We start from the raw sequence: 13,411 nt of genomic DNA on the forward strand, positions 1-13,411 counted from the left end.
CGCGCTCCGGCCGGCCTGCGACCGAGCGGGACGGAGGGATGAGACGGCTTTCCCGCGAACAAAGGGATGATGGGGAAGCGCACCGGATCAGTCCTGCTCGCGCGACTTCGGCTGGCGGTTCCAGCGCAGCGACCAGGCCGATTTGTCGTTCGCGCTCTGGAACAGCGCGGCGCGGATCGGTTGCGCGAACGCGGGGTCGTCGATGCGCAGCGAGACGTAATCGCCAGCGCGCTCGCCGGTCTCGTTCCATCCGGCGCCGATCTCGGGGCCTTCACCCCCGTCGCCGCGGTGGACGCGCCAGTCCGGCGCCTTTTCGGCGTCGGTCGGGTCGGCGGGAACGATCGAGATGCGGATGTCGAGCGTCGCTGTCTCGATGATGCCTTCATAGCCGTTGGCGGTGCGGAAAAAGCTGCCGATCTGCATGGGAATGTCCTTTCGTTTGGCGGGTTGGATACGGGTCAGGACCGGGCGGCACGCCACGTCAGCGGCGCTTCGGGGTCGTCGCGGGTGAGGATCGGGATCGCGCGGCCGAGCACGGTCGAGGCCGGCAGCGGCCCGAAGTAGCGCCCGTCCAGGCTGTCGGGATGATCGGGATTGAGCAGCAGCAGCTCGCCTGCTGCGAGCGTGCGGCAACCTTGCCACGCGGGCAGCGGACGGCCGATCCGGTCACGGATCAGGGCGACGGCAACCGCCCGTCCATCAACGCTGACCGTCACGCCGATCCGACACACGCGCTGCCCGGCCTTGGCGGAGACGTGCTTCAAGAGCGGCACGTCCTCGCCGAGATAGCCGCGCTCGGCCAGCCATTGGCCGAGCCGCTCGGGCGGCGTGACGGCGACCAGCGCGCCGACTGGTGGATCGCGTTCCGGCTCTATCCGGTAGAGGCCGAGCGGTGCGCTGGCGCTGGCGTTCCAGATGAGGCGCGGCAGCGGGTCAAGCACCGCAACGGCGGTGAACGACACGGCGAACAGCGACGCGGCGGCTGTCGTCGCGATGGTCCATCCACGGCGCGTCATCCTTCGATCTCCCGGCGTTTGAGCCAGGCGCGATGACGCTCCAGCGTATAGGGGCGCGGCTGATGTCCGGCGGCGATGCGGTTGGCGACGTGTCGCCAGTGATCCGGTGCGGCGTCGCACGGATCGACGCCCGCGGCCTCCGCCGCGTCGATCGCGGCGAGAACCTGACTGACTTTGGGCCAGCCCTCGATCTTGAGCAGGATTTCTCCGCCCGGTCGCACGAACGGAAGCGTCGTGAACGGCTCGTCCGCGTCGACCGCGCGCACGATGTCGATGCGCGAGCTGACCGTGCCGTAGTCGTTCGCCGCCCAGCGGACGAAGGCGAAGATCGCGCCAGGCCGGAAGCGGACGATGCGGCGGCGGCGATCGACGATCTCGTCGGCGGCGACGCGGCCGAATCTGATCCAGTGCTCGATCCGCTTCTCGATCCAGGTCAGTTCAACGCGAGTCATGCCGTCGTCGGACGGCTGGCGGTGACGCATGGGTGACGGCGGGACGGTCATCGCCGGCTCCGGGCGATGGCCGAATCCGCGCGCGGCATGAGGTCGTCCTGACCCGGATCGGAGGTCGAGTGCTTGATGCCGATGTCGGCCCAGGCCCGCAGGTCATCGACCGAATAGACGACGCGACCGCCGATCCGGCGGTAGGCGGGGCCGGTGCCGAAGTAGCGGTGCTTCTCCAGCGTGCGGCCGGAAAGGCCAAGGAAGCGTGCGGCTTCCGGCGTGCGCAGGAAGCGGGGCGGTAAGTTGGTGGGCGTATCGGACAAGTGACGGCTCCTGCGGACGTTGGCGGCAGGAGGCGTAATTGTCAGAATGGAAGCGGCCGGGTGGGGTATGAAGATGTGCGGCTGCGCGGATGTGACCACCCCCCGCAACTGGGTGCCCGGGTGGGCGTTTCAGCGGATGCGGAGCAGCTTGCGGTAGTCGCCTTTCATCATGGCGATGCCATCACGGACCAGCCGAACCACAAACGACCGGGACGCTGACATTTTCCAGTCGGTCGCGGAGAGCTTGGTCGCGTCCTCGCGCCCCAGCTCGACCGCGATCTGGCGATAGGTTGCACCACCATCACGCAAATCAAGGGCGCGGAGGATCAGGTTTAGGCGGGCTAAGCGATAGGGTGTGAGCGGCCAGCCGCGCGGCAACGGTCCGGCCTCCCGGCCGAGCAACCGGCGATGGAAGCGCAACAGGCTGGCGATGCGGGTAACGAAGTCCCGGTCGAGCGGGACGATAGCGGCGAGCGGTCGGCCGGGGGTCGGGTCACGCAGCCATAACCGATGCTCGCCGGCTGCGTCGGCGACGATGACGTGGCGCCCGTCGATCCCCGCCAGGTCCGCGAGAAGCGCGCCGAGCGAGTGCGGATCGACCGGCTGAGCGCTCGCAAATCCGTCCGGGGCCGCGTCGAGAATGACCGTCACGGCGGACAGTTCCGGCCGCCAGATGATGGGGTCGGTCAGGTCATCGGGCGCCGTGGCGAAAGGATAACCCCCAGCGCCGCGCGAACGCCGACTCGGCGGCGTTCTTCGCGACGGCGCCGCTCGCGATGCGCTGCTGCATCTGCGTATATTCGGCGCGATAGGTGCGGTTTCGTCGAAGAAACTCGGCGGCTATGTCGGCGCGCCCGAGCGCGTCGGACAGACCGCCGGCGCGTCGCTGGCGACGCCCAGGCGGCGTCGGCATTTCATCCTCCCAACCGCGCTCCGCGCGGATTTCGGTGGATGGAACATCAGCGGCGTCGCTTCGCCGCGATAGCGCGAACATTGCGCGCAGCCATGTCGGCTGCGCGGCTGAGTCAGCAATGAATTGCTGCCGAATCTGCTGAAATCCTAACCTTTTAACGGCTGTTCGCAGCCGAGCAGATGCGCGTAGCCGATCTCCGTCATCCACCTTGCGCGCGCAAGATGGCTCTCATGCATCGCCTTCGCCCGATCGGGTTCGGCAGTCACGTCGATGCCGAACACCGACGCAGCCGCCTGACGCCAATCCGCCCCTTCGGCATCGGCATCGAGGAGGCGCAGATAGTCGGCAAGGTGGCTTTCGTCGTATGGTGTGAGTTGCGCCGCCTCCGGCACGCGGTCCTCGAATTGACATCTGCTCATGGCGTGCCCCGTCATGTCCCCCGGTTAACCAACCTAGACCAAATCCGTCCTTCGGTTATGCGCAAGTCCCGCATCGTTCAGTGCACCTATCGCCGCGATGGTGAGCGCCCGTAAGACGATACACCTTATATGAGATAAACCGCATAGGGTGTATCGTCCAGTTTGCCGCGCATGGACATGCGCCGCCTCGTGGGATTGAACTTTGCCAGGCTGAGAAAGGATAAGGGCTTTACCCAGGAGCGCTTTGCGGAGACGTCGGGCTTTACGCAGCAATATGTCAGCGATATGGAGCGGGGCCGACGTAACCCGACTGTTGTCACCTTGTTTCACCTGGCCTCGGCGCTTGGCGTCACGCCCGCCGATCTGGTGGCCGAAGTCGACCCGTCCGAGACTGACTAGCTTCGCCGAACTCGAGCGCGAGCCGGGCGCCAGCCCGGCGAGCGCGATTGCGGCCGCGCGAACCTTGGGACGCGCGGCCGCTGCCGATCTGGCACAGCAGATCGGCGCAGAACGGCGAAGCCGCAGGGCCGGAGCTCCGGCCCTGCGGTGGCGGATGGTCAGGCGGCCTTGAGGCGCTGCATCCCCTCGGCCAGCGTCCAGAGCGCGCGGTTGAGCGTCACGTTCTGGTCGATGCCGTTGATGGCGCGAGTCTGTGCGCGGCGTATGCGACCCTCGGCGTTGCGCTTGCGACCCTGCAAACCGCCCCGAACGACATTCTCCTGAATGACGTTGAACGTGGTCCACAGGCTGTCGCCAACGTCCTCGCGGCGGCGCGGCTCGATGATCTGTTCGGGCCGCAACGGGCTTTCGTCCTCGCCATAGCGGGCGACCAGGCTCACCTCGCCGAGCAACCGGCGCTCGTCCTTGGACAGCCGAACAGCCTTCATCGCTTCGCTGGCGTCGATCAGCCGGGGGAAATCCTCGGCAACGGTATAAACGCCCTCGATGATGTCGTCCTGAATGTTGCCCTTGTGCGGCACGCGGACTTCCTCGAAGCGCTCGCCCGCAATCATGCTGTTGGTGCAGACGAAGCGCAGCATGCCCGCAAACATCTGATAGGCGCTGGTCCCGTCATGGCTGTTGACGATGATGACCTCGGCGGCCTCGGACTTGCCGATGCCCTCGTCCCGGCGCAGACGCAGCATGTGCTTGGCGTGGCCGTGGCGGCTGCCGTCGCGCGGCACTGACTGGACGGCGAAGAACGGGAACCAACCTTCCCGGCGCAGCCCCTCGATGATGTCGATGGTCGGCACATAGACATAGCGGTCCGAACGGCTGTCGTGCGCCTCGCGGGCGAAGATCGAAGGGACGTGCCGATAGAGCGCCTCATTGTCGAGCGGCTCCCGACCGCTGATCTGATGGGCGTTGCGGCCGAACCGGGTGGCAAGCTGATAGTGCATTCTGACCTCCTTGGGCTTGGGTTTCCGCGCAGCGGAGCGCCGCGCTGAAACCCTGCCCGTCGGCGAGACCGGGGGTGCAACCGGAGTGGGCGGCTTCGCGGGGAACCGGCTGCACGGAACCCCCGGACCTGATCCGGGGGTGGAGGAAGCTGGGCGGAAGCCGCTCCGAAGGGCGCTGGGGGCAGCGCCCCAAGCACCTCACAACATGCCGGGCCACTGGCCCGTTAGTATTATGAACCGGCGGACCAGCACACGAAGGCGCCCCGCTCCGAGGGAGCGGGGCGCCGTGTCGAGGTCAGCGCGACCAGATGAGAGCGTATTCGCCGGGGGTCTCGGTTTCGACCAGAGTGGCGTAGATCGGAGCCGCGAAGGTCGGATCGTCCAGCTTGACCGAGATATAGTCGCGGTTCTCGCGGCTGGTCTTCTTCCATCCCGCGCCGCACTCGACCGTGCCGACCGCGAGGCGGAAATCGGGGGCCTTCTCGCTCTCCTTGTCGATCGGACGGAGGGTGGCCTTTGCGTTGAGGGTGAGCGTCTTGATGGTTCCGCTGAAGGAGCCGTTGCCCCCCTGGGTGAAGGTGCCGATGGTAGCCATGTCGAAGTTCCTTTCGCTTCGGGCCACGACCGCCGCGGCCTCGATGGCGATCGGTGAAGCGGGGATGATCGGACGCGCACCGCTTGCGGCCGGAGCGCAGCGGAGGATGGCGACGCGCGGCTTTTTTGTTTCGCGATGCAAAGCCGAAGGCGGCGGAAAAAAGCCGCGGGGCGCCGTTGCGCCAGGCCGATCAAGGCGAAGCCGGCCCCAGTTAGATCAAGCCAATCGAGAGGCCGCGCGGTTGTCGCCGAGCCGGAAATTCTACGCCGTGGCTATCAGAGGCATTGTCAGTCGGAGGCATTGCTGCGTTGCTGGCCCGTGCCGGGATCACCTCGCAAGTAATCCTTCGCGGAGGTGACGGGAGTGCGGACGCCATCGACCCTCTGCTATGTGTTCGCCGAGATCCAGCGTGAGGCAGGAATAGGACGTCGCTCACCGCCCGCATCATCGTCGCCAAGCGATTCCGCCGCGCGGGTCTGCAACATCACTCGGCGAACCGAGCCCCAGAAGCGCAACGGTCGATCCGCCATCAGCAGGCTGCCGCGCGCCCTCGGAGCGGGACGCCTTTGCAATGGGAAAGCGGCCGCGTCCCAACGGGCGCGGCCGCGATTTTTCGCCGGTTACGACGGGAAGCCGGGACCGCTCGCGCGGTCCCGGCCCCTGCCGCTATTCGGCGGCGACAGCATAGGACGCTTCGCTATCCTCTACTTCGGGCGGCTGCTCCACGCTATCCGCGTCCTCCGGCTCCACAGGTGCGGGGTCCGCTCCCCCCGGTTCGGGCGTCCGCAACACGGCGGGAAGCCAGCCGGTCCCGGAAAGAAGCTGCTCGGCGGCCTGCGCCATGTCCGGCTTCTTCATGTCCGCGATGCGGCGGGCGGCGTCCTCGGACACGCCCTCGGTCACGGCCTCCACGATATGCGCCTTGGTGACTCGGCCAAGGTAGCTGTCCACGGTCGGCGTCCAGTCCTTCGCCACGTCCAGCGCCAGCGCGCCCGCCAGCCTGTCCGCCGTTTGCAGCGACCGGGGCTTGCGGTCCCACGGCAACCGCAGGGCGTTGACGGTGCGCGCCGCGCAATGCGCCAGCAGCGCAATCCGCTTCGCCTCGTCCAGCCCGACGATGAAGCCCCACAGGTCCGCCACGTCGCGCGGCATCCGCTCGGCCCATGCCTCGTGCTGCTCGCTCGCCCGCGCGGCCAGCGGCGTATCCTCGATCCCATCCGCATGGCTCCCCAAGGGGGTCACGGTCGGACGAACCTCAAGGCAACCGGCCTCCGCATAGCTGTAGAACAGTTGCGCGGTGAGCGTGTGGGTCAGCGCGATCAGCGCCATATCGGGCTGATCGGCCAGCGCTACGCGAAGCGCCAAGGTCCGATGGGCGGACAGGTCGCGGGTGAGGCTGTCGGAAATCGGCTTGCCCGGTTCCTCGTCCTCGTCGGCATCCTGCACGTCCTCATCGCCGTCCTCCGGCTGCTCGCCGTCGCCCATCTGCGGCTCGGTCGCATCGCTTTCCTCTGGCTCCGGCTGAGGGTCCGCCAGCGCCTCGTCCTCGGCCCGCACGAACCCGCGCTCGACCCGAACGCTGCCATCGTGGTGCAACACGACAAACGCGCCGCCATGCGCGATCACATTGGCGTCGTAGGCCGAACACTTGGCCGAAATCGTGTCGATTTCGTCGGACACCGCTTCCAGCTTCGCCGCCGTATCCTCGGGCATTTCGTCATAGGACGAATAGCCTTCGGCAAGCTCGTCATACTCGGCGGACAGCGCCTCCAGTCGGGCCTCGTCCTCGTCGGACAAAGGAACCGACTGCGGATAGAAGCGCCGCATCCCGTGGGCGTGGGGATAGTCGATATGCGCCTCGGTCCATTTCCAGCCCTCGGCCTGAACCTCGCCCGCAATGTCGCGCAACTTCTCGACTGCGAGTATATCGAGCAAGCCCGCATCCTCGAAGAACCCGCCCCGATCCTCGCTGAACAGGTCGCGGATGATGTTGCCGCCCGCCTCGACATAGGCGTCGGCCCCGACGAACACCGCCCGGCGATCATCGGCGGGCACGTTGGCGGCTGTCATGTCGCGCCGGATGATCCACGGCTCGCGGTTGTGATGTAGGTTGGCGAACACCTGCTCCTGCCGCTCATGGTCCTCGGTGATCGCGAAGGCCATAAGCTGGTCCAGGGTAAGCCCGTCCTCCCGATAGACCTGCAACAGCTTCGGGCTGACCGCGCCCAAGCGAAGCCGCTGCTTCACCACGCCAGCCGACACGCCGAACCGCGCGCCGATTTCTTCCGCGCCATAGCCCTTGCCGTCCGCAAGCTCGCGGAACCGCTCGAACTGGTCGGCGGGGTGCATCGGGGTCCGGGTCACGTTTTCGTCGAGGCTGATTTCCGACGGGTCGTTCTGCGTGTCCAGCCAGCAGCGCACCGGTTCGGATTTCTTGCACTGCTTGCGCTTGGCGCGCAGCAGCATCGCCAGCCTGCGGCCCTCGCCAGCGGTCACGAAATAATTGCCGGTCGGCGTCCCGTCGTCCTTGGTTTCCGGCTCCACGACGAGATTCTGGATCAGCCCCTTATGCTGGATCGAAGCGGCCAGCGCCTCGATAGCGGCCTCCCCATGCGGCACCTTGCGGGCATTGCGCGGGGACTTCTTGAGCTTGGCGAGCGGCACGAAGATTTCGACGCCCGACACAGGCTCGGCGGCTACGGTTTCGGTAACAGCGTTCATCACACTTCTCCTAAAAACCGCACTCACCCCGGAATGGGGTGGGCGGCGAAGAAGCGACCGGCAGGCCCGCCGGCGGAGCCGGGCAGCATCCGCAGGACCGCAACGCAGTGGAGGACGCGCCAACAGCGCGTTGCGGCCCGGCGCGGCGGGCCTAGAGGGAAGCGTCGCCCACCCCATCGACGGGGAGAGAAACGACCAACGGCGATCGGGCCGGCGCAGCCCTGGCCCGATCTCCGCAGACCGGAACGACTACAATCCGCGCGGCGGATTGCCCGAACGGCGCGCGAGCGCCATTCCGCCATGCTGATTGTCACCCGGCAGGGACGAGACCCGTTAGGGGCTCGGTCGGAGCGCAGCGGAGATAGAGCGGCGGTCCCGCAGGGAGGCGCCACCCCTGAATCTTGCAATTTCTCGCTTCATCGCCTAATATGCAGTCAATGACTTATGGAGATGCGTATGGCAGTTATGACGATCCGAAACATCGACGATGCGATCAAAAATCGTCTGCGCCTGCGCGCTGCGATGCACGGCCGGTCGATGGAAGATGAGGCCCGGGACATCCTGCGTTCAGCGCTCTCGACCGAAATCCCGCGGCCTCGCAATTTGGGGCAGGCCATCCATGAAAGGTTCGGCGCGCTGGGCGGCGTCGATCTGCCTGAACTGTCCCGCGAGCCTATCCGGGCGGTGGACTTCGGCGAATGATCGTTCTCGACACAAACGTCATTTCCGAGCTTATGCGGCGCGAGCCTAACCCGAGGGTCATGGCGTGGATCGCCGAGCAGCCGATGGCGGGCGTATTCACGACAACGCTGACGCAAGCGGAAATCTTCTACGGACTGGCATTGCTTCCCGAGGGACGCCGCCGCGAGGACCTGCTAGCCGCCGCGCGCCTCATGTTTGACGTCGATCTTGCCGGGCGCGTGCTGCCGTTTGATACCGACGCGGCCAGCGCCTATCCAGAAATTGCCGCCGGGCGGAAACAGGGCGGCAAGCCGATCAGTCAGATCGACGCGCAAATCGCCGCTATCGTGCACTCACGCGGCGCGCGACTGGCGACTCGCAATGTGCGCGACTTCGCCGAGTGCGGGATAACGGTCGTCGATCCGTGGGGCGAAGCATGACACCCGCCGCCGCACGTCCCTATCTGCGCTACGCCGCGATGAAACCTTTGTGCGAGGTGCGGACACGCGGCAGCGTGTCGAGATGGCCCTTCCTCGCAAAGTCCGTCGCCGCACGCCTCGTCGCTGGGCCGAAAGCCCGGATGACCTGCACGACTACACCAACTGCGTTGCACCGCGCCGGGCTTCGCGTCGGCCGCGCGAGGATGACGGGCCGATCGTCGTCACCGACGACTGGCCGGAGCAGATTCCGATCGGCGACGCCGAGCTGCGCGCGATCGAAGGCCATATGCGGCAAGAGCTGGATAAGCTGTTCGGCCCGCTGCCGTGAAGGGAGGAGTGAAGCGTGATGACCGGCGCCGCCCCGCGACGAGATGAGGATGAGGCGCCGGTCGTGGCGACCGCCCGTGCCGCGCTCTACCTGCGCGTTTCGACCGGCCGGCAGGCCGAGAGCGACCTGTCGATTCCCGATCAACGCCGCCAGATTGAAGGCTATTGCTTGGCGCGAGGTTGGGAAGTCGCGGCCGACTTCGTCGAGCCGGGCAATACCGCGACCGACGATCGCCGACCTGCCTTTCAAGCCATGATCGACGCGGCGATGACCAAGCCGCCGACGTTCACCGTCATCGTGGTTCACAGCTTCTCACGGTTCTTCCGCGACCAGTTTCAGTTCGAGTTCTACGTCCGCAAGCTCGCGAAGAACGGGGTGAAGCTCGTCTCGATCACGCAAGACCTGGGCGACGATTCGATGAGCATCATGATGCGCCAGATCATGACGCTGTTCGACGAGTATCAGTCGAAGGAGAACGGCAAGCACACGTTGCGGGCGATGAAGGAGAACGCCCGGCAAGGCTTCTGGAATGGCGCGCGGGCGCCGATCGGCTATCGCGTGGTTGCGGCCGGCGAGCGCGGCGCGAAGATCAAGAAGAAGCTGGAGATCGACCCGATCCAGGCCGAGACGGTGCGGCGCATCTACCGGATGGCGCTGAACGGCGTCGATAATCGGGGACCGATGGGCCTCAAGGCCATCGCGAGCTGGCTCAACGAGAACAACATCCGCACCCGCGACGGCGGGCGCTGGGGTTTGGGCGCGGTCCATCAGGTGCTCACCCGCACGACCTATATCGGCCAGCATCGCTTCAACACTCGCGATCACAAGACGAGGACGCCGAAACCGGAAAGCGAGCACGCCGTCATGGAAGTGCCGGCGATCGTCTCGGAAGCCGAGTTTGAGGCGGTCCAGCGCTCGCTCAAGGCGCGCAGCCCAAAGATGATGGCGCCGATGGCGGTGGGCGGCCCGACGCTGCTCACCGGCATCTGCTTCTGTGCGTGCTGCGGCGGCGCGATGACGCTGCGCACCGGCACCAGCAGCGTCGGGCGCGAGTATCGCTATTATACCTGTTCGACGAAGGCGCGGCAGGGCGCGACCGGCTGTCCCGGCATCACCGTTCCTATGGATCGGCTTAATGAGGCCGTGGTCGATCATCTCGAAGCGCGGCTACTCAACCCGGCGCGGCTCGAAGCTCTGATGAATCAGATCCTCGAACGCCGCGACGAGTGGGTGAATCAGCGCCGCGAGCATGTCGTCGATCTTGAGCGACGCGCGACCGAGGCGGAAGCCAAGCTCAAGCGGCTTTACGCCGCGATCGAGAATGGCGTCATCGACGTAAGCGATCCGTCGCTCAAGGATCGCATCGCCGAGCTGACCGCGACGCGCGACCAGGCCAAGGGAGATTCTGAGCGCGCACTTGCCCATATCGTGAAGATCGGCCCGGCGATCACGCCGGAGAGCCTGCGCGCCTTTGCAGCCGCCCTGAAAAAGAAGCTGCGGAACGGCGACGGCACTTTCGCCCGCGATCAGGTGCGGGCGGTCGCCCAGCGGGTCGAGGTGGTCAGCCGGAAAGAGGTCCGTATTCGCGGCCTGCGCAGCGAGCTGCTCCGAACGCTAACCGCCGCCTCTGGCGTAGAGGCGGCGGTGCTAGGCGTTCGTGCCTTTGAACCGAAATGGCGCGCCCGAAAGGATTCGAACCTCTGACCCCCAGATTCGTAGTTCAAAAAGCGCCGTACGAGGCATTATCCGGCTGCCCTTCTAACTCTCTAAATTCACATATTTCCATTTGAAATTCAACGCACTATCGCACAATCTCCGATGGTGGCGTAGGAAGCCCTTCTGACACTTCATTCCGCCAAAACCGTTTCAAAAACCGTTTCAGAAATCGCGAGGGTCCGCAAATGACCGACATGCGTATCCCCTTGAACGATAAGACAATCGAGCGTCTGCCAGCGCCCGAAAATGGGCGCTACATTGTCCGGGACACCGACCAAAAGGGCTTCTTTTTGATGGTCGGAGCCAGAAAGAAGACCTTTATGGTCCAGGGCGACCTGCGCGAACAAGGCAAGCGCGCCTCCACCATTCGCATCGCGATTGGCGATTCCGGAGAACTTTCGACCCGTGCAGCGCGTGCGGTCGCCAAGGAATATCTGATCCAAATCAGCCGCGGCATTCATCCCAAGAGCAACGAGAAAGCCACGAAGGCGTCAACGATCGCCGACCTCGCAAACGAACAAAAGCCCGGCCCGGTCGGGATCACCCTCAAGGAGGCGTGGGCGCGGTACAAAATCGCGATGGAGCGCAAGAACCGAAGCGCGCGGACGATCGAAAGCTATCGCGATCACGTCGAGCGCATTTTCAAGGATTGGCTGGACACGCCCTTGAAGCAACTCGGCGACGACCCGGGTCAAGTCGCTGCCAAGCACGACGCCATCAGTGAACAGAAGGGACCTTATATCGCAAATGGCAGCATGCGCACCTTCCGCGCAATCTACAATCATGCGCGCAAGACCAATCGAGAACTGCCGGCCGACAATCCCGTCGATAGCGTCGATTGGAATCGTGAGAAGCGCCGGGACACCGGGATGGGCGTGGCCGACCTGAAGGATTGGTTCGCCGAGGTTGCGAAACTCAAAAATCCCATTCGTCGCGAGTTTCATCTCTTCACCCTGCTCTCGGCATCGCGCCCCGGAGCCTTGAAAGAGGCGCGGCTTGAACATCTCGATCTGCGTCGCCGGATTCTTCACATCCCGCGCCCGAAGGGCGGCGCTGATCGCGCCTTCGATATTCCGCTATCCCGTCAGATGATCAGTTGCCTCATGCGGTCCATTCGGTTCGGCCGGCAGATGCACCCCTATGAGGCAAAAAACTGGCTGTTTCCCGCCGATGGCACCGATGGCCATCTGACCGAGCAAAAAGAAGATCGAAAGGTGCTCTCGAAGTGGGGCAACGAGTTGCGCCAGACGTATCGCACCGTCGCGACTCCTGCCGGCGTCTCCGAACTCGACGCCCATATGCTGATGAACCATTCGGTTCCTGGCGTGAATTCTGGCTACATCACACGGCACAAGCTGCTGGAGGATCATCTGCGCGCGCAGCAGCAGGCGATCAGCAATACCATCTTTGCAGCACTCGGAGATGCGTTGACGACGCAGCCGAGCCTTCGCGACTGGTTAGGCCGTGGCGCTGCGCGACGGCAGGTGGCGTGTGCGCGAGAAGCCTTCGAACAGCGCGAAGTGAAAGTCCCGCAGATCAGGAAGACGGCGGGCGCAACGATAATACGTCTCCGCCCGGTTTCTCGGGCGCACTCGCCTCAAAGCTCGGTGCAAGGATAGAACAGCACTCGCCATAGAGCAGATAACATGCGGTCGAAAGGGAGAACGCTCTTTTAAGCCGCCTTGGCCACCTGCACCTCAACATGAAGGCCGGCAGCCGACAGCATGTTGACCAAGGTATCGATACTGAACAGATCGATCTTGCCGCGGTTGAGGTCGGATATGCGAGGCTGGCTCACCCCCAACAGCTTCGCCGCTTGGGCCTGCGTCAGCCCTTCATGTTTGATATGCTCGGTCAGGGCTATCATCAGGCTTGAACGGAGCTTCATGTTCTCCGACTCGGCGGGTGACTCGGAAATGGCGTCCCAAACGCTGGCAAATCTCTCGTTGCTCATGATTTCAATTCCCTGACCAGTTCCTTGTAACGCTGGGTCGCCAAAGTGATGTCTTCCCGTGACGTTCGCTGCGACTTTTTCTGGAAACAGTGCAGCACGAACACCGCCTCGGCGAACTTCGCCACATAGATGATCCTGAACGCGCCGTCCTCGCCCCGAATCCGTATCTCCCGGACACCCTGGCCGATGGTTGCCATCGGCTTCCAATCTCCTGGCTCGAACCCGCGTTGCACCCGGTCGAGCTGAAACCCGGCTTCACGCCTAGCGGCGCCCGGAAATGTCCGCAGATCGGCGAGAGCCGACCCTCGGAATTCCAGTGGCTTTAAAAGCTCAACCATCTAATCCCAAATATATAAGTTTTTGTATATTCTTGACAAGCCCAGAGTTAGCCTAGGATCTCGTTGCGCGGTAGGCCGGCCCAAGGCGTGACCGGCCAGCGCACGGTACCTTCAAGCCCCCCTA

General features: G+C 64.8%; 18 protein-coding genes. 6 read left to right on the forward strand and 12 right to left on the reverse strand.

The genetic code is table 11. The features are described from left to right. Positions 1-87: 87 nt before the first annotated feature. The 7 genes from NWI01_RS11390 to NWI01_RS11420 form a co-directional block, all read right to left on the reverse strand. Positions 88-423, reverse strand: coding sequence for a DUF736 domain-containing protein (locus NWI01_RS11390; protein WP_141383959.1), 336 nt, complete (start codon positions 421-423; stop codon positions 88-90). A gap of 35 nt (positions 424-458) precedes the next feature. Next, the gene (locus tag NWI01_RS11395; protein WP_141383960.1) at positions 459-1,016 is read right to left on the reverse strand and encodes a S26 family signal peptidase; all 558 of its coding nucleotides are present in this window, start codon (positions 1,014-1,016) and stop codon (positions 459-461) included. Beyond that, positions 1,013-1,519 (reverse strand): DUF2840 domain-containing protein, encoded by a 507-nt coding sequence (locus tag NWI01_RS11400; protein ID WP_141383961.1) that lies wholly within the window; start codon positions 1,517-1,519, stop codon positions 1,013-1,015. Before NWI01_RS11400 ends, NWI01_RS11395 begins: the two co-directional genes overlap by 4 nt. Beyond that, a complete protein-coding gene (locus tag NWI01_RS11405) occupies positions 1,516-1,782 on the reverse strand; it encodes a helix-turn-helix transcriptional regulator (RefSeq protein WP_015459426.1) in 267 nt (88 codons plus the stop codon). Before NWI01_RS11405 ends, NWI01_RS11400 begins: the two co-directional genes overlap by 4 nt. A 129-nt stretch (positions 1,783-1,911) precedes the next feature. Then, on the reverse strand, positions 1,912-2,433 hold the full coding sequence (locus tag NWI01_RS11410) for a DUF2285 domain-containing protein (RefSeq protein WP_210242963.1): 522 nt from the start codon (positions 2,431-2,433) through the stop codon (positions 1,912-1,914). 40 nt (positions 2,434-2,473) lie between these two features. After that, positions 2,474-2,695: a transcriptional regulator domain-containing protein gene (locus tag NWI01_RS11415; protein ID WP_141383962.1), complete on the reverse strand. Its 222-nt coding sequence runs from the start codon at positions 2,693-2,695 to the stop codon at positions 2,474-2,476. A gap of 146 nt (positions 2,696-2,841) precedes the next feature. After that, positions 2,842-3,114 carry a DNA -binding domain-containing protein gene (locus NWI01_RS11420; RefSeq protein WP_053555788.1) on the reverse strand — a complete coding sequence of 91 codons (273 nt, stop codon included), beginning with the start codon at positions 3,112-3,114 and terminating at the stop codon, positions 2,842-2,844. A 171-nt stretch (positions 3,115-3,285) separates the two neighbouring features. Between NWI01_RS11420 and NWI01_RS11425 the strand changes: the two genes are divergently transcribed. Then, complete coding sequence (locus NWI01_RS11425; protein ID WP_141383963.1) at positions 3,286-3,513, forward strand: helix-turn-helix domain-containing protein; 228 nt, start codon at positions 3,286-3,288, stop codon at positions 3,511-3,513. Positions 3,514-3,671: 158 nt separating this feature from the next. Here the strand turns inward: NWI01_RS11425 and NWI01_RS11430 are convergent, their stop codons facing one another. The 3 genes from NWI01_RS11430 to NWI01_RS11440 form a co-directional block, all read right to left on the reverse strand. Then, complete coding sequence (locus NWI01_RS11430) at positions 3,672-4,514, reverse strand: DUF932 domain-containing protein (protein WP_141383964.1); 843 nt, start codon at positions 4,512-4,514, stop codon at positions 3,672-3,674. Positions 4,515-4,809: 295 nt separating this feature from the next. Beyond that, positions 4,810-5,109: a DUF736 domain-containing protein gene (locus NWI01_RS11435; RefSeq protein ID WP_141383965.1), complete on the reverse strand. Its 300-nt coding sequence runs from the start codon at positions 5,107-5,109 to the stop codon at positions 4,810-4,812. A 666-nt stretch (positions 5,110-5,775) separates the two neighbouring features. Next, positions 5,776-7,830 (reverse strand): ParB/RepB/Spo0J family partition protein, encoded by a 2,055-nt coding sequence (locus NWI01_RS11440; RefSeq protein WP_141383966.1) that lies wholly within the window; start codon positions 7,828-7,830, stop codon positions 5,776-5,778. A 456-nt stretch (positions 7,831-8,286) separates the two neighbouring features. On the opposite strand from NWI01_RS11440, the gene NWI01_RS11445 reads away from it, so the two are divergent. The 5 genes from NWI01_RS11445 to NWI01_RS11465 all read left to right on the forward strand — a co-directional run bounded on the left by NWI01_RS11445 (position 8,287) and on the right by NWI01_RS11465 (position 12,614). Continuing rightward, entirely contained in the window at positions 8,287-8,532 is a 246-nt protein-coding gene (locus NWI01_RS11445; protein WP_181410451.1) for a FitA-like ribbon-helix-helix domain-containing protein, read from the forward strand. Beyond that, positions 8,529-8,951 (forward strand): type II toxin-antitoxin system VapC family toxin, encoded by a 423-nt coding sequence (locus NWI01_RS11450; RefSeq protein ID WP_141383968.1) that lies wholly within the window; start codon positions 8,529-8,531, stop codon positions 8,949-8,951. Before NWI01_RS11445 ends, NWI01_RS11450 begins: the two co-directional genes overlap by 4 nt. A 49-nt stretch (positions 8,952-9,000) precedes the next feature. Continuing rightward, the gene (locus NWI01_RS11455; protein WP_210242964.1) at positions 9,001-9,279 is read left to right on the forward strand and encodes a hypothetical protein; all 279 of its coding nucleotides are present in this window, start codon (positions 9,001-9,003) and stop codon (positions 9,277-9,279) included. A gap of 18 nt (positions 9,280-9,297) precedes the next feature. Further along, positions 9,298-10,983: a recombinase family protein gene (locus NWI01_RS11460; protein WP_141383969.1), complete on the forward strand. Its 1,686-nt coding sequence runs from the start codon at positions 9,298-9,300 to the stop codon at positions 10,981-10,983. Between the two features lie 197 nt (positions 10,984-11,180). Beyond that, the gene (locus NWI01_RS11465) at positions 11,181-12,614 is read left to right on the forward strand and encodes a tyrosine-type recombinase/integrase (RefSeq protein WP_244613730.1); all 1,434 of its coding nucleotides are present in this window, start codon (positions 11,181-11,183) and stop codon (positions 12,612-12,614) included. A 53-nt stretch (positions 12,615-12,667) separates the two neighbouring features. Here NWI01_RS11465 and NWI01_RS11470 read toward each other — a convergent pair whose 3' ends face one another. After that, positions 12,668-12,949, reverse strand: coding sequence for a helix-turn-helix domain-containing protein (locus tag NWI01_RS11470; RefSeq protein WP_141383970.1), 282 nt, complete (start codon positions 12,947-12,949; stop codon positions 12,668-12,670). Continuing rightward, positions 12,946-13,287 carry a type II toxin-antitoxin system RelE/ParE family toxin gene (locus NWI01_RS11475; protein WP_141383971.1) on the reverse strand — a complete coding sequence of 114 codons (342 nt, stop codon included), beginning with the start codon at positions 13,285-13,287 and terminating at the stop codon, positions 12,946-12,948. The genes NWI01_RS11470 and NWI01_RS11475 overlap by 4 nt, the downstream gene beginning before the upstream one ends. Positions 13,288-13,411: the final 124 nt, after the last annotated feature.

Source organism: Nitrobacter winogradskyi (assembly GCF_006539545.1).
Taxonomy (GTDB): Bacteria; Pseudomonadota; Alphaproteobacteria; order Rhizobiales; family Xanthobacteraceae; genus Nitrobacter; species Nitrobacter winogradskyi_A.